The organism is Blautia sp. HCN-20427 (assembly GCF_037890365.1).
In the GTDB taxonomy this organism is placed as follows: Bacteria; Bacillota; Clostridia; order Lachnospirales; family Lachnospiraceae; genus Blautia.
The window spans coordinates 1-23170 of sequence record NZ_JBBKBX010000025.1 but is presented as its reverse complement, the minus strand read 5'-3'; the positions used below and the strand labels follow the sequence as shown (position 1 = coordinate 23170).

Annotated in this window: 12 protein-coding genes and 1 riboswitch; of the genes, 2 read left to right on the top strand and 10 right to left on the bottom strand. The window is 42.2% G+C overall.

All coding sequences use genetic code 11. From position 1 onward, the window contains the following. Positions 1-3: 3 nt before the first annotated feature. From WKT17_RS13570 to WKT17_RS13550, 5 genes are all read right to left on the bottom strand, one after another. A complete protein-coding gene (locus tag WKT17_RS13570) occupies positions 4-2127 on the bottom strand; it encodes a glycoside hydrolase family 36 protein (protein WP_291681827.1) in 2124 nt (707 codons plus the stop codon). A gap of 8 nt (positions 2128-2135) precedes the next feature. After that, entirely contained in the window at positions 2136-3005 is an 870-nt protein-coding gene (locus tag WKT17_RS13565; RefSeq protein WP_291681829.1) for a carbohydrate ABC transporter permease, read from the bottom strand. A gap of 6 nt (positions 3006-3011) precedes the next feature. After that, entirely contained in the window at positions 3012-3899 is an 888-nt protein-coding gene (locus WKT17_RS13560; protein WP_291681830.1) for a carbohydrate ABC transporter permease, read from the bottom strand. A gap of 66 nt (positions 3900-3965) precedes the next feature. Further along, positions 3966-5402: an extracellular solute-binding protein gene (locus WKT17_RS13555; protein WP_291681832.1), complete on the bottom strand. Its 1437-nt coding sequence runs from the start codon at positions 5400-5402 to the stop codon at positions 3966-3968. 92 nt (positions 5403-5494) lie between these two features. Then, positions 5495-6526 carry a LacI family DNA-binding transcriptional regulator gene (locus WKT17_RS13550; protein ID WP_330489580.1) on the bottom strand — a complete coding sequence of 344 codons (1032 nt, stop codon included), beginning with the start codon at positions 6524-6526 and terminating at the stop codon, positions 5495-5497. A gap of 418 nt (positions 6527-6944) precedes the next feature. Between WKT17_RS13550 and WKT17_RS13545 the strand changes: the two genes are divergently transcribed. Beyond that, complete coding sequence (locus WKT17_RS13545; RefSeq protein WP_291681836.1) at positions 6945-9380, top strand: GH36-type glycosyl hydrolase domain-containing protein; 2436 nt, start codon at positions 6945-6947, stop codon at positions 9378-9380. A 46-nt stretch (positions 9381-9426) separates the two neighbouring features. Then, entirely contained in the window at positions 9427-11916 is a 2490-nt protein-coding gene (locus tag WKT17_RS13540; RefSeq protein WP_291681838.1) for a beta-mannosidase, read from the top strand. Between the two features lie 200 nt (positions 11917-12116). Here the strand turns inward: WKT17_RS13540 and metG are convergent, their stop codons facing one another. The 5 genes from metG to WKT17_RS13515 all read right to left on the bottom strand — a co-directional run bounded on the left by metG (position 12117) and on the right by WKT17_RS13515 (position 22738). Beyond that, positions 12117-14084, bottom strand: a complete 1968-nt coding sequence (gene metG, locus WKT17_RS13535) for a methionine--tRNA ligase (protein ID WP_291681840.1) — start codon at positions 14082-14084, stop codon at positions 12117-12119. A 393-nt stretch (positions 14085-14477) separates the two neighbouring features. Continuing rightward, positions 14478-15608 (bottom strand): hypothetical protein, encoded by a 1131-nt coding sequence (locus tag WKT17_RS13530; RefSeq protein ID WP_291681842.1) that lies wholly within the window; start codon positions 15606-15608, stop codon positions 14478-14480. 11 nt (positions 15609-15619) lie between these two features. Beyond that, complete coding sequence (locus WKT17_RS13525; RefSeq protein ID WP_291681843.1) at positions 15620-20902, bottom strand: fibronectin type III domain-containing protein; 5283 nt, start codon at positions 20900-20902, stop codon at positions 15620-15622. Between the two features lie 148 nt (positions 20903-21050). Continuing rightward, complete coding sequence (locus tag WKT17_RS13520; RefSeq protein ID WP_291681844.1) at positions 21051-21278, bottom strand: HPr family phosphocarrier protein; 228 nt, start codon at positions 21276-21278, stop codon at positions 21051-21053. A gap of 116 nt (positions 21279-21394) precedes the next feature. Further along, positions 21395-22738 carry an alanine/glycine:cation symporter family protein gene (locus tag WKT17_RS13515; RefSeq protein WP_173749382.1) on the bottom strand — a complete coding sequence of 448 codons (1344 nt, stop codon included), beginning with the start codon at positions 22736-22738 and terminating at the stop codon, positions 21395-21397. 186 nt (positions 22739-22924) lie between these two features. Then, positions 22925-23022, bottom strand: a riboswitch (glycine riboswitch). Between the last annotated feature and the right edge of the window lie 148 nt (positions 23023-23170).

Below are 23170 nucleotides of genomic sequence, written 5' to 3'. Positions count from 1 at the left end.
ATTTCAATTTTCTTCACATAACTTTATTTCATAAAATCGCGCCATATTTTCTCTTTCAAAGTTCACGCTCAACGTTCCAGCTGCCCGATTCCATTCACATGCGTTTGTATTAAAGGAAGGATAACGGCAGACAACTTTTGCTGCTTTTCCCTTTCCTTCCGGAATCGGAATCGAAACACATGGCATATTTCCGCTTCTTCTCCACACAGAAAGATATATCTTCTCTTCTGTCCGAAGTCCAAGAGCCACCCATTCATCATCAAATGCAGACAGCCCCAAAGGCCAGAAAGGAAGCGCGTTCTTAATATCCCCGCGTATGGACTTGTAACAATCCAGTCCCTCTTTTACGAGAGCCTTTTCCTCCTTGGAAATTTTATCCAGACGTCCGCTCTGATGAATCCTTAAAAGCATAGCATTTACCATATTAAAGACAGTAGCTTCTCTGTCCCCCTCCGGCAGCGGATAAGACCATACCGCACTCTGTTCAGGCGTCAGTCCGCTAGGTGAATTGGCTGCAATAGTAGCGTAGTATCGGTAATCTTCCTCGTCTGAGGTGGATTGTATGCTGTACCTGGAAAGCATTGCATAATCAATACGCAGCCCTCCGCTGGAACAGTTTTCAATTACCAGTTCCGGATATTTTTCAAACAGACCGTCCAGCCACTGCAGATATGCCCGCTCATGCGCCAGCATACCCTCTCCCGGACTTTCCGCAGCATATTCTGTTCCGATTCCCGGCTCTATGTTATAATCCATCTTAATATAGCCGATTCCATATTCCTGAATCAGACGATCCACAACAGACGTCATATATTCACGTACTTCTGAATTCCTGTAATCCAGTTGATAACGGCTTCTGTCATAAATACGTTTTCCGTGTCTTACAAAGAACCAGGTGTCCGGCAATTTTTTTGCCAGTTCGCAGTTAATTCCCATAACCTCCGGTTCCAGCCAGATACCCGGTATCATTCCTTTGGAACGGATATAGTCTGTAACTTCTTTCAGACCATTTGGAAAACGCTCTCTGCTTTCTTCCCACTCACCTACTGCATCCCACCAAAATCCTTTGGCATACCAGCCCGCATCAATACAGAAATATTCACAGCCCGCTTTTGCTGCTTCGTCTATGAGCGGAATTTCCTTTTCTGTTGTGGGGTCAGCAAAAAGGCAGTTCATATAATCATTAAAAATAATTTTACAAGTCTCATTGTCCTGGTTCTTTCTGCGGATAATTCTCCGATATTTCGTCAATTCTGCCATAGAACCGTCAAATCCGTCCAGAGACACTCCCACTGCTGCCGGTACCGTAATAAAGGATTCGCCCGGCTTCAGATTTTTAAACCAATGGGAATACAATTCATTTGGTCCGCCCAGAGCCAGATATAAATGTCCGTTCTGGTCGCCGATTTCCCAATGCCAGGAACCATTGTTTTCAATCTGCCAGTACAAAGAAGAACCCGTTTCCTGATTTTCCAGATAGGCCATAGGCAAAAACTCTTTAGAAGACCAGTTTCCCGTATTGCTTACATGGAAATGATTGGAAGAGCGCTGAATCTCTTTTGGCTGAACCAGTTCCATTCCCAAATCCTTTAACGTATAATCTTTCCAGTTCATCTCTCGCTGCCAGCCATTATGAGGCAGCTTCAAAAGCAGTTTTTCATCCTGTCTTTTTGCACCTTCTTTTTCAATCCCCATGTAATTGAACGTAGAAATATAATCCAGAGTCTGTACTTCCTCTCCCTGATTTTCTACTGTGTGCTGCATACGGACGATGGGAATTCCGTCATAGAACTGCCATACGGATTCCACCTGCATCTTGGTCTCCTCATCTGAGGTAATGAATTTTAAAACACGTCCCTTTTCATTTCTCTCGTCTGTGTGAGACACATATTTCATTCGGAAACCATGGGAAGTCACAATGTACTTGTTTCCATGTCTCTCATGAGGACGGTCAAATCCGTAAAGGTTCATTTCTATGAAATTAAATCCTGCCTCTTTCGTCGCCTCTGTTATCTTTTCCGCTTGAAAAGGAAGTGCAGAAAAGTGGAGTAATTTAAAATTCCCGTCCTCTTCAATTTCAAATACAATATGTATACCGTTTTCTTCTATTACTATCTGTTTTTCCATTGCTTTTCTTAACCTTTCACCGCACCTGCAACCATTCCTTTAATAATCTGTTTGCTGAATGCAAAATATAAAATAACAATCGGTGCCATAGTAATCAACATAGCCGCCATAATCTTCGGATAGTCGGAAGAGAACTGTCCGGTAAACTGTGTCATGGCCAGAGGTACCGTCTGCAATGCTGTATCCTTAATCAGTACCAATGCAAAGGAAAACTCATTCCAACAGCTAAAGGTCTGAAGAATTGCAACCGTAATCATAATTGGCTTACAAATAGGCATAATAACTTTAAACAGTGTACCCGAGAAAGAACAGCCGTCAATCGCCGCTGCCTCTTCCAATGCGGTTGGAATCTCTTTAATAAATCCCTGACACAGAAATACCGATATAGGAAGTCCAAAGGCCACATAAGGAATTATCAGGGTAAACCACTGGTTTGATAATCCGGTTTTATTAAATACAACATAAATAGGCACTAGCAAAGAATGTACAGGAATCAACATTCCCATTAGAAGCATAATCCAGATGATTTTACTTCCTTTGAATTTGATTCTGGCAAGAAAATATCCCATGATAAATCCAAATAACACAATAAAAAACACGGAAATTACGGTAGTTCTCACACTATTCAGAATAGAATCCCCAATGTGATAATCCGGGTTTGTCAACACCTTTACAAAATTTTCAAGTGTCGGATTGGAAGGAAGCCCTATAATATCTCTATTAAATTCTCTCTTTACTTTCAGGGACGAATATAACATCCATACCAGAGGAAAAATACAGGAGAGAGAAAAAATCAGCATAATCAGATTCAGAATACCTGACTTTACTCCATTACCAATCCGTTTGCCTGTTGTCATACCATAACTCTTTCCACTCATTTTCTATCACTCCTTTTCCCTGTTAACTGCTCTCTGGAAAAGCTGCATAAGTCCAATCACTAACATTCCCAGCACAAAGATACCAACAGAAATCGCACTTCCGTATCCCATATTCTGTTGTTTGAAGGATACTGAGTAACCATACATCGCCATAACCATAGATGCATCACCAGGACCGCCGGCTGTCATAACGTAAATATTATCAAAGGCTTTCATATTACCGGATACACAGAGCACAATACATACAGCAATAGTATTTTTAATCATAGGAATTACCACATAAAGAGCTCTCTGTACTGCACTGGCCCCATCTAATTCCGCAGACTCCAGAATTTCCTTGTCAATAGCTGAGGTAGCTGAAAGGAGAATCACCATATAATATCCAATAAACTGCCAAATCAGCGGAATTGCTACCAACGTCATAACAATATCAGGATTGTTAAGCCATACCTGCTTCTTATCTTCCTGTCCGATAACTTCCAGAAACCAGTTTAGGATACCTCGTCTGTTATCATAAATCATGGTCCAAATAAAACCTACCGCAACCGCTGATACTGTGCTTGGAAAAAATCCAAAGGTTCTGTGCATTCCTTTCATTTTTACAAATCTGGTGCTGATAATCATAACAAAAACAAAAGCAATTCCAACCTGTCCAATTACGCACAGTACAACCAGATAGATATTATGTCCAAAGGCATTCCAGAAAGTAGAATCTTTCAATAATGTGATATAGTTTTCAATTCCAATAAATGTTTTATTTGGTCCGCCCTTCCACTCAAATAAGCTGTAAAATAAAGATGCCAGCAAAGGGACAAATACTGCAAATACATATAAAAGTAAAGGGACTATTAAATATCCAATAATTACCTGGGGCTTTGGTTTTCTCGATAACATAAAGCGCCTCCTCCTCTTTTCCTAAAAAGGGGCCAATTTCTGCGGCCCCTCTGTTCACAAAATTCTTTAATAATTTTTGGTATATGCTTCCTGTGTCTTTTTAGCAACCTCTTCTGGTGTAGTATCCCCATTTAACATGCTCTGTACCTCTGTATTCAAAACTTCCCAAACAGCACTGTTAATATAAGAATCATAAATTTCGCAGGTTTCTGTATCTGTATAAGAATAGTTATAAAAATCTTGTGTGAATTGATCAAATCCACTTAAATCCACATCTGCTTTTGTTAATCCCTGAAGTGCATAATTTTCTCCTACATACTTAGCAAAGGCAGGTCCTGTTACGTATTCTGCAAAATCAATAGCTGCTGCCAGTTTATCCGGGTCATCTGCAACTTTTGAATTAATAGCAACTGCATAGCCCAGTCCGATATTCTGTGTTCCTGTAGAACCTGTTGCTCCTTCCGGCTGAGGAAGCACTGCAAATCCTGTATTTTCATATAATTCCGGATCTTCCTCTTTAAGTGTAGCCTGAATATAGCTTACGTCCCAGTTACCACAGATATAAGCAGGTGCATCACCAGAAATATAATATTCTCTGGCGTCTTCGTTTCCGATAGCATTAAAGTCTTCATTAAAGACTCCTGATTCAAAAATATCCTGTGTAAAGGTCAATGCATCTACAAACTGCTGGTCCGTAAAAGAAGCGCCTCCCTTATCAACCAAAGACTGGAACCAGTCACCACCTGTATATCTATCGCCTATAACGGAAAGGAAACAGGAGTTAATTTGCCATTTTCCTCCATTACCAAACGCGATGGTTTCAGAATAACCATTATCTTTAAAATATTCATCCGCTTTCTTTACATCTTCCCAATTATCCGGGAAACTGTCATATCCAGCGTCTTTCCATGCCTGTTTATCATACATAACCACTGTACAGGTACCCGTAGTCAGTACAGGAAGTCCGTATGTTTTTCCGTCTGTCGTAAACGGAGTAAAGAAATCAGTATTGTAGGAATCATAATAAGGAGATTCTTTAATGATATCTGTCATATCCAGAATCAGTCCCTGCTCTGCCCACGTCTTTGTATTCATTCCCTGCAGTAAGAAAATATCCGGAAGATCATCTGCCGCTGCCTGAGTAGCAATCTGTGTTTTATAATCATCATTAGAAAGTACACTCTGGTTTAAAGTAATATCTGAATGACCTTTTTCCCACTGAGCAATTACAGAACGGAATCCGTCGGAACCACCATTCCCTTCTGATTCTTCTGAAGTGGAATAGTGCATCAGAGAAAGCTCTCCTTTATAAGTAAGTTCATTATCAGAGCCTTCTGCTAATACTGAAGTATCTTTTTCTTTGCTCTCAGATGCCTGTTCGCTGCTGCTTTCACTGGATCCAGAGTTGTTTTCTTCATTATTTCCTCCGCCACATCCTGCCAACATGCTTCCTGCCATTGCCGTTGCTAATAAGATACTGATTATTTTACTGCGATTTCTCATACCATAGTCCTCCTTAATGATAAAATAACTTATATCTATAACCCGCAGACTCTCCTGCAGACTATAATCTTAGATGGCTTTACCTGGTTTTTTTAACCAATATTTTTCCATACAGTGACAGACTCTCCCGGCTCTACCATGCCGTCTACCACAACAGTCTCTGCCCGCAATTTTTCTTCAGGAAATTCAATACGGTTAATTAATTTATTCCCTGCCTGAATCCCCATGGATACCGTATCCTGATGAATTGTTGCAATTCTTGGTCTTACAAAAGATGTCAGACTCAGACCGTCATATCCAACTACAGATATGTCTTCCGGTACCCTAAGTCCCATTTCCTGGATTGCATTCATTCCGGCAACTGCTGCTAAATCATCCGGATAAAGAATACAACTTGGTTTGTCTGGTACAGACAACAACGTTTTCGTTAAAGAAACGGAACGCTCTGTATCTCTGTAAGGACATGTATACACATATTCTCTGCGTACTGAAAGTTTATGTTCCTTCATAAAACTCATATAGGCTTCCAGACGCCCTCTGGTAACTTCGCTATTCTGTCCATGAATATAAGCAATTTTTCGATGTCCTCTGTCATAAACAAACTGTATCAGTCTGCGCATATCCCCGTACTGGTTCGATGCAATATTCACATGCTTTGGAAGTGTATTATCTACCACTACCACCGGCATATCTGAATCCAGAATTTCTCTGACCTCATCCAACTGATAGTCTGCACAAAGAATAAAAATCCCATCAAACCGCATATACTTGCACTGCTCCATATAAGAAAGACGATTTGGAGAATTGCTGGCATTTAAAAATGTCATAACATATCCCCTCTCTTCCACAGTAACCTTAAAGCTGTTGAGAATTCTGGCGAAATGCTCATGCAAAAGTCCCTGACCCGTCTGCTCCGATAGCAGTACACCAATATTTCGTGTATGCTTGCTCTTTAGAGTAGAAGCCATATAATTGGGAATGTAATTCATTTCTTTTGCAATTCTGCGAATCTCCTCTTTCTTGGAACTGCTGATATCCGGTCTGTCGTTCATGGCTTTGCTGACTGTAGAAACAGAAACATTGCACATTCTGGCTATATCCTTTAGAGAAATGCTTTCTTCCATCTTTCTGCGCCTCCGTTTCTTTTTTGTCCTCGGACAACATGTATAAATCTGAGCATTTACTAAATCGTTTTCTTGCAACATATTTTCCATAATCTCCAATGTTTTCGCAATACTATTTTCGTGATTTTGATTTTTTTGTATATTTACCACATAATAATATCATATCTTTTCATGAATAAAGCATATTTTTTGTATATTTTTCTTTTATTCTTTTTACAGCTAACGAAACAGTTTCGTAAATTTCATTGCATTTTTTGTTTTTTCATATATTCGTCTTGTTTTTTTCTGTTTCTTTTGGTATAATTGCCTTGTATTTTAAAGTTATTCCTATTTTTCTATACATACTGACTGATTATATGAGATGAGATTACTAAATCGTTTTCTTGAAATCCCTTATATATTCAGGAGGTCTCTTATTATGAAATATGGTTTTTTTGATGATTTATCCAGAGAATATGTCATCCAACAGCCGGATACACCTCTTCCATGGATTAATTATCTCGGTTCTGATAATTTTTTCTCTTTAATTTCCAACACTTGCGGAGGTTATTGCTTCTATAAAGACGCCAAACTTCTCCGCATGACCCGTTACCGTTACAACAATATTCCTTATGACACCAATGGACATTATTTCTACATTAAGGACGAAAATACAATATGGAATCCCGGCTGGCAGCCTTCCAAAACCCCTCTGGATACTTATGAATGCCGCCACGGTATGGGCTACAGCATTTTCAAAAGCAGTAAAAACCAAATTGCAGTAAACCTTTTAACTTTTGTTCCTTTAAAAGATTCCTGCGAAATCCAGAAAATTACCTTAACGAATAATTCCGAAGAAGAAAAGAGTTTGAGTCTTTTCTCTTATGTAGAATGGTGTCTGTGGAATGCAGATGACGATTCTCGAAACTTCCAGCGAAATCTGAGCACCGGCGAAGTGGAGATAAAAGATTCCGTCATCTATCACAAAACAGAATACAGAGAACGCCGTAATCACTATGCCTTTTACAGTGTAAACGCACCCATAAATCACTTTGAGACCAGCAGAGACGCTCTTCTGGGCGTTTACGGAAGCGCCGAAAGACCTGCTGCCATTGCTGCCGGACAATTAACGGATTCTGTAGCCAGCGGCTGGTATCCCATTGCTTCTCATCAGATTGACCTTTGTCTCAAACCAGGGGAAAACAAAACCTTTATTTTTGTTTTGGGCTATGCCGAAAATCTCAAAGAAGAAAAGTGGGAAACAGCCAACATTATAAATAAAAAACCAGCTGAAATTCTTCTGGAAAAATATGCTTCCAAGCAAAGCGTTGACCAGGCTTTTGCAGCGCTGAAAAACTACTGGACTGAACTTTTATCTCGTTTCCAGATTACTACGAAAAACGAAAAGGTAAACCGTATGGTAAATATCTGGAATCAGTACCAGTGCATGGTAACCTTTAACATGTCACGTTCTGCTTCTTATTATGAATCCGGAATTGGGCGCGGTATGGGCTTCCGTGACTCCTGTCAAGACCTTCTTGGCTTTGTGCATTTGATTCCGGAACGCGCCCGTATCAGAATTATTGATATTGCCTCCACACAGTTTGAAGACGGGAGCGCCTATCACCAGTACCAGCCATTGACAAAAAAAGGAAATTCTGATATCGGAAGTGGATTTAACGATGACCCACTATGGCTCATTGCTGCAGTTTCCGCTTATATTCGCGAAACCGGGGATACTTCTATCCTGGAAGAAATGGTACCTTTCAACAATCGGGAAGAAACTGCCGTACCTCTTATGGAACACCTGAAACGTTCCTTTGAATTTATTGTTTCTCACAAAGGCCCACATGGACTTCCTCTTATCGGACGCGCAGACTGGAACGACTGTCTGAATCTGAACTGTTATTCAGAGCACCCCGGAGAATCATTCCAGACCTTCGGCCCAAGCGAGGGACCTGTCGCAGAATCTGTTTTTATTGCAGGTATGTTCGTCAAGTACGGCCGCGAATACGCTGAACTGTGCCGTCTGGTTGGGAATACAGCAGAAACTGAGCATGCTCAAAGCGAGGTATCAAAAGTTTACGATGCCATCTTAAAAGACGGCTGGGACGGCAAATGGTTCCTGCGGGCTTATGATGCCAATGGAGATAAGATTGGTTCAGCAGAGTGTGAAGAAGGAAAAATTTTCATTGAACCTCAGGGTTTCCTGCCGCTTTCCGGTGTAGGTATTGAAGAAGGAATTGCCGAGCAGGCTCTGAAATCCACCGAGAAGTTACTGGATACCAAGTATGGCATTACCATTCTACAGCCGCCTTATACACACTATCATTTGAATTTGGGGGAAATTTCCTCTTATCCGCCGGGATATAAGGAAAATGCAGGTATCTTCTGCCATAACAATCCATGGGTTTCTATCTCCGAGGCCATTCTCGGACACGGAAACCGTGCCTTTGACGTATACAGAAAGATTTGCCCCGCATTTCTGGAAGATATCAGTGAAATCCACCGGACAGAGCCTTATGTATACTCCCAAATGATAGCCGGAAAAGATGCACCTCGCTTCGGTGAAGCCAAGAACAGCTGGCTCACCGGCACCGCAGCCTGGACCTTTGTCAATGTTTCACAATATATTATCGGTATTCAGCCTACTCTGAAAGGTCTGCGCATTGACCCCTGTGTACCAGAAGATTTCGGTGATTTCACTGTGAATCGTATATACAGAGGGGTCCATTACCACATTACCATCCGCAATCCGCAACATGTACAGAAGGGTGTTTGCACACTTTTGGTTGACGATGTTGCTGTCGAAGGCAATGTAATTCCATTCAAGCCAGACAAAACAGATGTATATGCAGAAGTTACCATGGGTTAAATACTGTAGTTAAAATCACTATATATGAAATCATCGGAGGAAAACTATGATAAAACAATCATTAAATCAGAACTGGTTTTTACACAAAAACAATTGCGCCACACCTTTCCCTGCCACCATTCCGACCAGCGTCTACACTGTGCTGGCAGATAACGGCCAAATCCCGGACCCTTACTGGAAAGGCAACGAGGATGTAGTGAGAGATGTCATTGATGAAGACTATACCTATACCTGCACCTTTTCTCCTCTGCCGGAACTTTTAGAGGAAGATGCTTGCATTCTGCGCTTTGACGGCATTGATACCATCAGTGATGTTTATTTCAATGATATCCTTTTAGGACAGACAGCCAACATGCACCGTACCTGGGAATTTGACGTTACTTCTCTGCTTTTACGGGAAAAAAATCAGTTAAAAGTGGTTCTGCATTCTCCCTTAAAGGCTGCCGACGAAGCCTTTGCTCAGTGTGCTACCCGCGGCTCTGAGGACGCCTGGGAGGGATTCAGCCATATCCGAAAAGCACATTATATGTATGGCTGGGACTGGGGCGCTCATTTGCCGGATGCGGGCATTTTCCGTGACGTTACCCTTGTAGGTGTGAAAAAGGCGCGCATTGACTCTGTATATGTCACACAAAAACACGAAGAAAACAAAGTCACTCTGCACTTTGCCCCTTCTTTCCTCCTGCCCCATCAGCCAGAGAAAGAACTTTCCCTGGAATGTCTGAACAGCACTGCAAATGAAGATTTTACCTATAGTGTAACGGTAACAGACCCAAATGGAGAATCCCAGACGCTCTCGGGTAATCCAACACAGATGGAAATCCTTTCCCCTATGCTCTGGTTTCCAAACGGTTTGGGCGCACAGCCGCTTTACACCGTTAAGCTGGAACTTTATGCCAGAACGGATTTGGTAGATACCTGGGAACGCAGAATCGGTCTGCGTACTCTGACCATGTGTGTAGAAAAGGACGAATGGGGCGAAACCTTTGCGCATGTGGTGAACGGCGTGAAAGTATTTGCCATGGGTGCGGACTATATCCCAGAAGAACACCTCCTTGGAAAAATCAATTCCGCCAAACGGCGTCAGCTTCTTATGGATGCCAAACTGGCCAACTTTAACAGTATCCGTGTATGGGGCGGCGGATACTATCCGGATGATGAATTTTACGATTTATGTGATGAATTGGGACTGATTGTGTGGGAAGACTTTATGTTTGCCTGCTCTGTTTACGAACTGACACCGGAATTTGAAGCCAATATTACACAGGAATTTATCGACAATATCAAACGTCTCCGCCACCATGCAAGCCTTGGCCTCTGGTGCGGAAATAATGAAATGGAATCCTTTGTAAAAGATGGGGAATGGGTATCCAAACCCTCTGAGGTACGCGATTACCTCTTTATGTATGAACGCATTATCCCTCAGGTGCTGAAAAAATACGATCCGGAAACCTTTTACTGGCCATCAAGCCCTTCCTCAGGCGGCTCTTTCGAGGAACCACAGGATCCGAACCGGGGAGATGTGCATTTCTGGCAGGTATGGCATGGAAACAAGCCGTTTTCCGAGTACCGGAAATATTTCTTCCGTTATCTCTCTGAATTTGGTTTCCAGGCATTCCCTTCTCTGAAAACCATAGAAGAAGGCATCAGTGACGACCCGCAGGATTGGAATATTTTCTCCTATGTCATGGAAAAACATCAGAGAAACAATGCGGCAAACGGAAAAATCATGGGATATCTGCAGCAAACTTACAAATACCCTTATGACTTCTCCTCCCTGATTTATGCTTCCCAGCTTCTTCAGGCAGATGGTATCCGCTACGGTGTAGAACATTTCCGCAGAAATCGGGGCAGATGTATGGGCGCCGTATACTGGCAGTTAAACGACTGCTGGCCTGTAACTTCCTGGTCTTCCATTGATTATTATGGACGCTGGAAAGCCCTGCATTATTATGCAAAACGCTTCTTTGCACCGGTGATGATTTCCTGCGAAGAGCAAAACTGGATGACCGCCAGCGCAGATATGAACCGCCAGCACTTTACTTTTGAAAAGTCCATTCGCTTGAATGTAACCAACGAAACCTTTGAGGAGAAAAAACTCACCGTGCGCTGGGCATTGCGAAATGCCGACGCTTCTGTGGTCCGCGAGGGAAAAACAGACGTATGTGTTTCACCTTTCTCCGCTCTGTGGATGGATAAGGTACTGCTGCCGGAAGCAGACGTTTTCCATCAGTATGTCAGCTATGAAGCTGTGGAAAACGACACTGTAATCTCTTTCGGAACTGTTATTTTCTCCTACCCGAAATATTTCTGCTATGAGAATCCAAATCTGCAAATGAGGGTAGAAGGTGATGAAATTATCGTTCAGGCTGATACTTACGCAAAGAGTGTGGAAATTCTCAATGAAAACGAAGATTTGGTTCTGGAAGATAATTATTTTGATATGAATGGCGGCTCGAGAAGAGTCAAAATCTTAAGAGGCGAACCGGAAAAACTCCGTGTCAGAAGTGTATATGATATCGGAAGAATGGAATAATTCTCTATAGCCATAAAAGGGACAGGGGCTGCCGAAACAGCCCCTGCCTTTTCCATAACCGGATACGGGCTCAAGAATTCCCGCCTGTACCAACTTAGCAATCAGCTTAGAGGCATCGGGATCTTGAGATGTTTTAAGTCCATCTACAGCCTGCAATTCAATGGCCGTATGCCAGGCATATCCTTTCCTGATACAGTAGACTAGCAGATTTCCGCCCCTGCCGGCATTTCTTTATCCGGTGTCATCAGTGCCAGTTCTCCGTCCAGTCCTTCTGCACAGAGAATCATGCCCTCTGACAAAATACCAGCCAGCTTAGCCGGTTTCAAGTTCACCAGAACCATAACCTTCTTTCCAACCATATCCTCCGGCTTATAATGTGCCTTAATACCGGATACAATCTGTCTCACCTGGCTTCCGATTTTCACCTGAGAGCACAGCAGCTTTTTAGACTTCTTCACCTCTTCGCATGCAATGATTTCTCCTACCTGGAACTGCATTTTCATAAAGTCATCAAAAGTAACCTCTTCTTTTGCCTCAATGTCAATGACCGGCGCTTCGTCTTTGGCTTCCTCTGGTGCGTCTTTGGCAGCTTCTTTGGCTCTCATCTCTTCCACTTTTTCCAGAACTTCTTTCACGTCCAGACGTGCAAACAGGATTTCCGGCTTTTCTGTTACCTTATTTCCTGACGGATACAATCCAAATGTATCCAGCTCTTCGTAAGTTCTCTTCTGGGCATTTAACTGTGCCAGAATCTTCTCTGTGGTTTCCGGCATAAAGGATTCCAAAAGGGAAGCGCCGATACAGATACCCTCTACCAGATTATACAGTACGGTAGCCAGACGGTCTTTCTTTTCTTCATCCTTAGCCAGCGCCCATGGCATGGTTTCATCAATATATTTGTTGCAGCGCTTGAACAGAGTAAAGATTTCCGTAATAGCGTCTGCCACACGAAGTTCTTCCATTTTTGCCGCTACTTTCGCTTTTGTTTCCAGTACAACGGCTTTCAGCTCTTCGTCTACCGGTTCGCAGACCTTGGTGTTGCGTACTTCCCCGCCAAAATATTTGTTGGACATGGAAATCGTTCTGTTTACCAGATTTCCCAGGGTATTAGCCAGTTCAGAGTTCAGACGTTCTACCATTAATTCCCAGGTAATTACCCCGTCGTTTTCAAAGGGCATTTCGTGAAGTACAAAGTAGCGAACTGCGTCCACGCCGAAGAAATCTACCAGCTGGTCTGCGTAAATCACATTTCCCTTGGATTTGCTCATTTTTCCGTCACCCTGTAAAAGCCACGGATGTCCGAATACCTGTTTTGGCAGCGGCAAATCCAGGGCCATAAGGAAAATCGGCCAGTAAATGGTATGGAAACGGATGATGTCTTTTCCGATTAAGTGCAGGTCTGCCGGCCAGTCTTTCTTAAACTGCTCCGTGCTTTCTCCGTCACAGTCATAGCCAATTCCTGTAATATAGTTAGTCAGAGCGTCCAGCCACACATAAACCACATGTTTCGGGTCGAAATCTACCGGAATTCCCCACTTAAAGGAAGTTCTGGATACACACAAATCCTGCAGTCCCGGCAGAAGGAAATTGTTCATCATTTCATTCTTTCTGGATACCGGCTGAATGAATTCCGGATGGGTGTTGATGTGGTCAATCAAACGCTGTGCATATTTACTCATTCTGAAGAAGTAAGCCTCTTCTTTTGCAGGTGTCACCGGACGTCCGCAGTCCGGACATTTGCCGTCTACCAGCTGGGATTCCGTAAAGAAAGACTCGCATGGTGTACAATACATACCTTCATAGTATCCTTTGTAAATATCACCCTGGTCATACAGTTTTTTGAAAATCTTCTGTACCTGTTTTTCGTGGTCTTCATCTGTAGTACGGATAAACTTGTCATAGGAAGTGTTCATCAAGTCCCAAATGCTCTTGATTTCCCCTGCCACATTGTCCACAAATTCTTTGCAGGTCACGCCGGCTTCTGCTGCCTTTAATTCGATTTTCTGTCCGTGTTCATCTGTTCCTGTCTGGAAAAATACATCATACCCCTGCTGTCTTTTAAATCTGGCAATACTGTCCGCCAAAACCGCCTCATAAGTATTTCCGATATGAGGTTTGCCTGAAGTATAGGCAATGGCTGTTGTAATATAATATTTCTTTTTATCCACTTTTTCTTCCTCCTGTTCTAAGGGTTCGGCTCATAATTGGCGCAGTATAAAGCTTCTGTCCGAAAGCAAAAAAACCCGTCTTCTCTGTTTCCAAAGAAGACGAGTCCTATTTACCCGTGTTACCACTTCTGTTCGTCTCTGCCTCGCGGCACAGACCTCACCAGGTACATTCATACCTTACCGCTATAACAGGCGGAACCTGTCGCAGCCTTGGTATGCTCTCATACTTCGGTGCGCCTCTCAAAAGCCATCTTCCACATATCCTCATTCGCTTTCTCTCAGCATACGAAAGCCTCTCTGTAAAACGAAACATACATGTACTCTCTTTGTCACTGTGTTTACATATATGTTTCATGCTATCACATTCAGAAATATTTGTAAACACCATTATTTCTATTTCTTTTGCATTTTTTTATAAAAAAGCGTTACCACAATCGCGATACTTCCCACTCCTGCCAATGCCAGCGCAGCAATCGGAGAATTGTCTCCTGTGAGGACATTCTTTATTTTATTCTTAGATTCTATAGCTTCACCTGAAATTAAATTTTTCTGAGAATCTTCATCATCAGATGTCTTTTCAAATTCAGGCTCCGTCTTCACCAGCTTACCGGATGTCTCGCGAAGTTTGGCAGTCATTGCATCATATTCTTCTTTTGACGCGCCCTTTTCTATCAGCCCTCTTGCTTCTTCCATAAGTGCATACAGCTGATTCCAGCTTTCGGCTGTATAATCAGAAGAAAGCAATTTATCCAACTCATCTAAAACACCCTGAAGCTCTTGTTTTGCCTGTTCTGTGTTATCGCTGTCCGGAGTATCTACCTGCAGCTTCTCTTTCGCTTCCTTTAGCTGGCTTACCATATCCTTCACCTGTTCTGTAGTCGCTGTTTTACTTTCCAAAAGTTCTGCCGCCTTTTCCATTAAAGCAGAAAGAGTATTCCAGCTTTCCTGCGTATAGTCTTGAGCATTCAGCCCTTTTAATTCCTCAAGGAGTTTTTTTAATTCCTCAAAATCCGCTTTCTCTGCCTCTGGTTCTTCCGGTTCTTCTGGATTTTCCTCTTCCGGTTTCTCGGCCCCGCTTCCTGTTAGTTTAATTTCATCTCTTACTGCATCAACATCATCTACAACGTTATATCCACTGTTTACGATTTCAACGGTTTCAGGCAGCAATTCCACAAACAGATTTTCCCCTTTATTTTCATCATTTTCTACTGTAAGTTCTCCAATTTCCAAAGATGACTGCGGGAACAGTTCATCTCCTCCGGCTAAATAGACCGTTAAAATTCCTTTATTATAAGTTGTTTTAGCAATTGTTTTTTCCGGAAGGCTTTTACTGAAATCTACAGATACTTTTGCGTCCTCTGAAACATTATTCACCTGCACACTGAATTTCAGGGATGTAAATCCCTGTCCTGCCTCTAAAGGCAGGACTAAGGACAGTTCTTTTCCTTCTGCGTACACTGGCACAGAAAAAGCAACAAGGCATATTGCCAGCGCACATATCAATGTTTTTATTCTTTTACCCACAGTAATCTCCTTTACTTAATGCTAATCTGAGGCAGTTCTTCCGGCATTGTATAGAACATACTGTCACTTACCAGACGCTGTCCTTCATTTGTCAATGCATTATCCACTCTGTAGAGCTCTGCTCTTACATTCTTAGGAATCTTATTGCTGTCCAGATTTTCAGGCTCTATCCAATATACCCATTTTCCATCGCTGGTTTCTCCCAGTTCACCATGCTCTGGAACATCTGCTAGAATAATCTGTTCGGCCCTCAGTGCTCCGTCTTCGCCGACTCCTCCTACGATATTTCCGTTTTCATCATAAAGCATAACCACATTATATGCAGGGTTTCCTTTATATTCTCCTATAAATACCAGAGAGTTTGCCGGAATTTTATCTCCGTTTTTATCATAAACGTAGTCTTCTTTTAAAATTCCCACGGTTGTCTTATCTGATAAATCTCCGAATTCCACATTATCTCCACTTGGACCTATAAGGTCAATTTCCCCAACAGAAATTGATTTTCCTTCCTCATCCTTTACGATAACTTTTACATAAGCTGCATCATATGTGCAAACCCATGAATCTTTACCATTTGTGAAATAAATCTGCTGTGAGTTCTTCTCTGTATCAAATTTTCCTTCTGCAACGGTTGTCCAGGTCTGGTTATCTTGGCTTACCTGAATTTGATAGTTTTCAATTTTTTCACTCTGCTTTGCTTTATCCCCGGCAGTATATCGAATACCTGATACCTCTAAATTCTTATGGAAATTCAAAATAATTTCGTTTTGGTCTTTTCCCAACTGTCCTGTAAATACCGTATCGGCTTTGGAATCCACAATTTTTTCTGTTCCGTCTTTTTCCTTTGGAGCACACGGGGTATTTTCATCGGCTTCTTCTGTTTCTGTTTCTTCCGGTGTAATACCTGCCAAGCTTACTTCCCACGCTTCTTTATCGTAAATTCCGTCGTGCTGTATTTTCAAAGGCTCCAGTTTTTCAGACGCAGAACGGTTCATAAATTTATCCACCGCAGTAATTTCATAGGTAATCACCCTGTTATTAACAGCAGTTACCACATCCGTATACTGTTTATCTGTCGTAAATCCCACAACCTCTTTTACAGTCTTTCCGTTTGCAGTCATGCAGCGGGTAATTTCATAACCTAAAATAACATCTTCGTCTGCGCTGCTTCCCAGTGTAATATGAACCTCATTTTTTCTGGAAGCATCGACCTCTGCCTTTGCCCCCGAAACAACCTCCATTCCTTTAATGGTTCCTGCTGTGCTTCCTTTTTCCATCTCGTAAACGCGGGCATCATCGTTGACATAATAGATTGCTCTGTCTTCCGGTTCAAACTGTCCGATATACTGTACAGATGTTTCATCCGGCACAATACCCCAGCGAACAAAGAAATCAGTCAAATCCTTCTGTGCCGCTGCACTGGCAAGTCTTACAATATTCTGTTCCGGGTCACTTCCTAAAGTAAGAGGAATATTCCCAGGCATAGGTGCCGCCTGTGTGTTTCTGGCATAAGTATCCACTCTTGCATAGAATAAGTTTTTCAACTGTTCCTCATAATTATCATATACCTGATAATTATAGCCTCTGTCATAAGCCAGATGCAGCTGCCAGTACATAGCCAGCTGTACAGAACCATCTGCAGACCTTCCTGTATTTCCTGATGTAACCTTTTCATAGACATCCGGATACTTAAACCGAACAGACTCGTTTTTGTCCTCTTTTAAACCGGAAAGCTGTGCAAAGTAATTGTTTGTAATTTCAGCAATGGCATAGCTGGACTGGTTAATATTATGTCCGATTTCATGGGCAATGCCCCATCCAAAAAGCTGACCGCTCTTATAAGCTCCGTTATCGTCTGTCTGCACTGGCACACCTCCGGCCAGTCCTTTCACTTCATTCCATCCGATACCAATATGGTTGCCTCCGGCATACATAAAGGCCCCTGCGAACATTCTCTGGTAACGAATATTCAAATGCTGGGAAGGTGTTCTGTTTACAGCCTGCGGCGCATTTTCGTTTAATCCCTTGTGCTGATAGAAAAGATGCATCATCTGCTCCATTGCATCAATAGATGTCAGAAGCTTCTGTGCCTTTTCCTCCGTGCTTCCATTGCCTAATCCTGCTAATATCTGTTTGGATGAAACAGAATACATCATGGAGTCCATCATAATTTCGGTAGCTCCTGCAATACAGTTCTCTTCATCATAGTCATACTGCAGAGACTCGTTCTTATTATTCTGGTGCTCCTGCTCATGTATCTTTTCCAGGTTTCCCACCGTTTGTTCCAATTCTTCCACATATTGTTCTGTATATTTTAAACGCTCCTGTGTGTCCTTCACTTCGTAGAGATTTAAAACAGGAATTTTCACACCGCCGCTTACTCGCACTGCATATTTGTCGTTCTGATTATTTCCTTTATAGGAAATGTAGAGAGAGCCTCCTGCCTCTGTATCAATACTTTGCAGACTTTTCAGTGAAATTTCATTTCTTCCCACTTTCAGCCTCTGGCTTTCCTGCACAAAACTGCTGTATTCTGCATGATATTGAGTTGCCACTAAAGTAAGGTCTGTAGTATCACCGGTCTTTCCTTTATTACTTCCTACATATACAACAACATCCTCTCCTGCCCCGGCTGATACACCTAATGGCTGCCATGAATTCAAACCGCCAAAGCCCAACTGGCCATCCTTTGCCGCTGTAATGTTTGTATTAATTTCTACTGTATCCTTTAAATCCTTTTCCGCAAAAATAGCTTTTGCTGTGTCCAGCTCCTTTTGAATCGTGTCTTTCTCAAGATGGTATTCTTCGTTTTTCTTGGTATCAAGACGTTCCTGGAGTTTTTTCAGCATTTCATTCGTCACGTTATCCTTTAACTCTGTATGAAGGTCATCCGCATACAACTCCATAACTTCTTTTTCGAGACTGTCATATTCATAAAAACGCACTTCCGCTACATTTACGGATTTTGTGTTAAGATTTCTAAGACATATGCGGAATGTCTGTGCTTCTACGCCATCTAAAGGCAGCTTAATCAAATAATACTTTCTTCCGCTTTCATCGCTTCTGGTTACAAAAGAAATTCCCTGTACCTCTTTTCCATCTGCATATACGGTCACTCCTGATAATTCTGGATTTTCAATGGCCTGCGCAACTGCAATATAGCCTATGTGATATGTATTATCCAGTTCCACAGTAAAGCCTTTATCACTGCCCGGATATGCCGCTCCATCGTCCCAGTCATCTACGGTATAGTAGGAACCATAGAAATCATCTGCAATCCCCAGTGCGGAACCTGCATTTCCTTCATCCAGAGGACTTTCCTCCATGCTTCGCTTTTCTCTTGGGTCATAAGAAATCTTCTTAATATGAGACGTTAATTTTTTTTCTCCCTGAGATTGGTTCAAAAGCATATATTGGGGCATCTGCGCCGGAAGAATGCTCACTGTTTTGGCAGCGGAATGAAGAGAGTCCGGTCCTTCTCCGTTTTCATTGACACCCCGCACAAATACCTCGTACTTGGTTTTATCTTCCAAATTTGCTATCTGGAAGCTATTTGCCGTAATATTTTCAATTTTTGTAAATTCTATGTCACTTTCTTTTTTATAATAGAGATTATAACTGTCCGTGTCCTTCATCTTCTTCCATGACGCACTGATAAAGCGATATCCGCCTTTCAGAGAAAGATTGTCCGGTGCTTCCGGCTTTGCTGTGGTAAACGGTACAACTGTTATTTCCTCACTGTATCCGCTCTTCCACTCCCCATTTACAGACTGTACACTGACCTTATATTCTTTCTTATTTACCAAATCTTCATTTTGGAAGGAAGTAACCTGCATTTTAGTAGACGCTGTTTTTCTTACTTCTGTTGCGTTTCCGTCTGAAATCTTTACTTCATATCCTGTAATGTTTTTTGCGGTATCCCAGTTAAGAATAAAGCTTGCGCTTCCTGCTTCTGCCTTTAATCCTTGCGGAATATCCATGGTTGGCGCCGGAATACGGTTTTCCATGTTGTTTAAAAACTCCACCTTTGAGATTTCTGCCAGATTATTATTCTTCTTGGTTCCTTCTATTACAATTGTTACCTTTTTGACTGCAACCTGACCTTTAAAGTCCACAACCAAAACACCATTTTCCCACACAGCCTGAGGTGCGGCTGCTCTGGCTTTGGCGGTCTGTTCTCCCGATATATCTATCCACATCGTACTGCCGTCTTCCAATTCCACCTCAATGCCTCCGGCCGTCAGCAGATTGTCTGTGTTTCCTGCAATAGACATTCCGCCCATCACAACTGCAGTTTTTCCGTCTGATACAGGGAAATCAATTTTAACAGGATTTTCTTTTGAAAGATTTCCCTGGGCGGGTTTTAATACAATCCCATTTCCTTCTCCTGTTAAGAGTGATTCCAGGTTTCCTTCTACCTGAACCTTGCTCTCATCCACCTGAATGGTTACAGCAGACGGAGAAACGCTTTCTTCAATACTGGCCTGTCTTTCTCTTTCATCCCTGGAATTTACTGCAAAATACTGTAAATCCACCATGTCAACTTTTCCGTCGCTGTTTAAGTCCAGGTTATCTGCTGCCGTTTTATCCTCTATTCCCTGAATAATTGCATCTGCATCTTCGTCTGTAAGTTTTCCATTTCCATCTGCATCTCCCACGCGAAGAACCCCCGGATGTACATCACCGTTATACGCATAGTTTCCCATCCAGCCTGTTGTAATCGGCACTGTATAATCTGTCAGTTCCTTTACCTGAAAACTCTGCGAATAGGTTTCGTATTTATTGCCGCTGACTTCAAGAGTATACTCTCCCACTTCTATATCATGAAAGGTAATGCTGCTGTCCTTGACTTCACTATTTTCTTCTCCTGTTCCCGGCAAATAGAGGGTATCCTTCCTCTCATCTCCGCCTTCCTTTCTTAAACAAACTTCAAAGCTCTGTTCCTTTGGTACAGGAAATGCTGACGCAAGAACTACCTTCACTGTATTGCCCTTTTCTACTTTGGCTGTACGGATATTCTTTATCCCTTCTGCTGTATCCTCTTGTGTGTCTTTCTCATGTTCAGAGGTGCCTTCCGTTTCCAAAACTTGTGTGTTTTCTGTGTCTTCTGCATATTCTGTATTTTCTGTGGCTTCTGCACTTTCTGTATTTTCTGCAGGTTCTGTGTTTTCAACATTTTCTGTGTATGTCTGATTTTCCGAATTCATATCTCCGTCTGACGGTGTTCCATAAACGGGCATAACACCGGAAAGCAGCATACTTGCAGTTAACAAATACGCAATTTTCTTTTTCATGCTTTCTCCCTTCGTACTGTCTGAATCATATTAAGCCTGGCATGATAAAAAGCAGTCAACGACTACTGTTTGGCTGCTTTTATCAATCTAATTATACAATTTTGGAGCAAATTATTCAACTACTATCTTTCTATAAAACAAATTTTATCTATGCGACTGCAAATTTACCCAGAACATTTTCAAATTCTGAATCCTGCTGTTCATATCTGACGCACAGTTCTTTATTGTATTCCAGGCTTAACACACCTAAAATGGACTTTGCGTCAATAGTCAGACGGTCACTGATAATATCAATATCAAAATCACAGCGGCACGCTGCATTTACAAATTCCTTTATTTCGTCTATGTGCTGAAAGCACACGGTTTTTTCACACATCTTTTGTTTCCTCCCTGAGCCTTCTATAAATATGGTGTCTGTTTTTGCGACAGATTATAGAATAAAGCAAATCGGGAAATTTTTCAACTGTTTCCAGCACATATTTTCAAAACTTTTTACAAATTTTCGTGCTCTTTACTCAGGCGCTTAACTACCTTAATAGAGGCCAAAATTGCAATCAGGTTTGGAATCACCATAAGTCCGTTAAACATATCAGACATATTCCATACCAAATCTACTTTCAGTCCGGAACCAACCAGTACACAGACAACCACCAGGAGAGCATAGACCTTTACGGCTTTTTTGCCAAGCAGGTGACGCACATTCACCTCTCCGAAATAGTACCAGCCGATAATGGTCGTAAAGGCAAAGAACAGCATACAAATCGCTATGAAAACTTCTCCGAAAGAACCAAACGCAGAATCAAAAGCTACCTGTGCCAGTGCGGCTGCCGTCTCTCCGCTTGCAAGAGCGCCTGTGGACAGAATTACCAGCGCTGTCAGCGTCAAAATAACAAAAGTATCAATAAACACACCCATCATGGCAATAATTCCCTGGTCACCCGGGTGCTTTACATCTGCAGTTGCATGGGCGTGAGGCGTGGAACCCATACCAGCTTCATTGGAAAACAGACCTCTTGCCACACCGAAACGCATGGCTTTCTGTACGGTAACACCCGCCGCACCTCCAAGAACTGCTTTGGGGTCAAAGGCTGCCACAAAAATGTCATGAAAAGCTCTGCCTGTGCCTTCCAGATTCATAAAGAGAATAATCAGACAGCCCACAATATAAATCAGAGCCATTAACGGAACCACTTTTTCCGTCACTCTTGCAATTCGATTAATTCCGCCGATAAAAATAAACGCTGCTACCAGGGCAATCACAACACCTACAACCATGGGTTTTACACCAAAAGCATTATAAAAAGAACTTCCAATGGAGTTGGACTGTACCATATTTCCCATGAATCCCAGTGCCAGAATGATGGCTACTGAGAAAAAGCCTGCCAGGAATTTGCCGAATTTTCCTTTAAAAATATATTTTATGTAGTACACCGGACCGCCTACAATGACGCCGTTTTCTTTTACTCTGGTGTGCTGCGCCATAACGGCCTCCGCATAAATGGTGGCCATACCAAAGAATGCGCTGACCCACATCCAGAAAATTGCACCCGGTCCTCCGGAAGCAATGGCCGTGGCTGCGCCGGCAATATTTCCCGTACCTACCTGCGCTGCAATGGCTGTCGCCAGAGCCTGAAAGGAACTGAGACCGTTTTCACTGCTTTTCCCATGAAGAGAAAAGCCGCCGAACATTTTCTTCATTCCCGCGCCGAACTTCCGTATCTGAATAAATTTCAGACTGAAGGAATAAATAATTCCGGTTCCAAGAAGCAGGATTAAAAGCGCATAATCCCACAAAAATTTGTTCACCACTTCTACAACAGATGCTACCATTTCCATTTTTCTATCTCCCTTTGTTTAGATTGAGAGCATATTGTTGGAAAAAAACAGGGCTGTCACAATCTGCATCTTAGAAATACCAAATGGCATTTTTAAGTCCTGCGTCCTGTGACAGCCTCTTTTCAAGTTCAGTTTAAGCGCAAATGCGTTTGTGCACAGCTGTTTTTGAAGCACAAAAACAACTGTAAAAACTTCACTGTCCTTTTGCCTGAGAGATTCACAGCCGGATTTCCGTCTGCTTACACCTTCGGCACCCATAAATGGGATTCTCCAGAGAGCCATCCAGATACAGTCTCGTCTTGTAAAAGACCCCTGAGAGTATTACTCCTTCGGTGGGCATTTCGCCGCTTTCCTGCACCCTTCCATTGGCACAATATGCAAATAACGTAATTTATTATAGCACCTGTTTTCGTTTTGTCAATCCTTTTTCAT

Coding starts and splice junctions, on each gene's coding strand:
- WKT17_RS13570 (WP_291681827.1), bottom strand. CDS start 2,127: ATGGAAAAACAGATAGTAATAGAAGAAAACGGTATACATATTGTATTT.
- WKT17_RS13565 (WP_291681829.1), bottom strand. CDS start 3,005: ATGAGTGGAAAGAGTTATGGTATGACAACAGGCAAACGGATTGGTAAT.
- WKT17_RS13560 (WP_291681830.1), bottom strand. CDS start 3,899: ATGTTATCGAGAAAACCAAAGCCCCAGGTAATTATTGGATATTTAATA.
- WKT17_RS13555 (WP_291681832.1), bottom strand. CDS start 5,402: ATGAGAAATCGCAGTAAAATAATCAGTATCTTATTAGCAACGGCAATG.
- WKT17_RS13550 (WP_330489580.1), bottom strand. CDS start 6,526: ATGGAAGAAAGCATTTCTCTAAAGGATATAGCCAGAATGTGCAATGTT.
- WKT17_RS13545 (WP_291681836.1), top strand. CDS start 6,945: ATGAAATATGGTTTTTTTGATGATTTATCCAGAGAATATGTCATCCAA.
- WKT17_RS13540 (WP_291681838.1), top strand. CDS start 9,427: ATGATAAAACAATCATTAAATCAGAACTGGTTTTTACACAAAAACAAT.
- WKT17_RS13525 (WP_291681843.1), bottom strand. CDS start 20,902: ATGAAAAAGAAAATTGCGTATTTGTTAACTGCAAGTATGCTGCTTTCC.
- WKT17_RS13520 (WP_291681844.1), bottom strand. CDS start 21,278: ATGTGTGAAAAAACCGTGTGCTTTCAGCACATAGACGAAATAAAGGAA.
- WKT17_RS13515 (WP_173749382.1), bottom strand. CDS start 22,738: ATGGAAATGGTAGCATCTGTTGTAGAAGTGGTGAACAAATTTTTGTGG.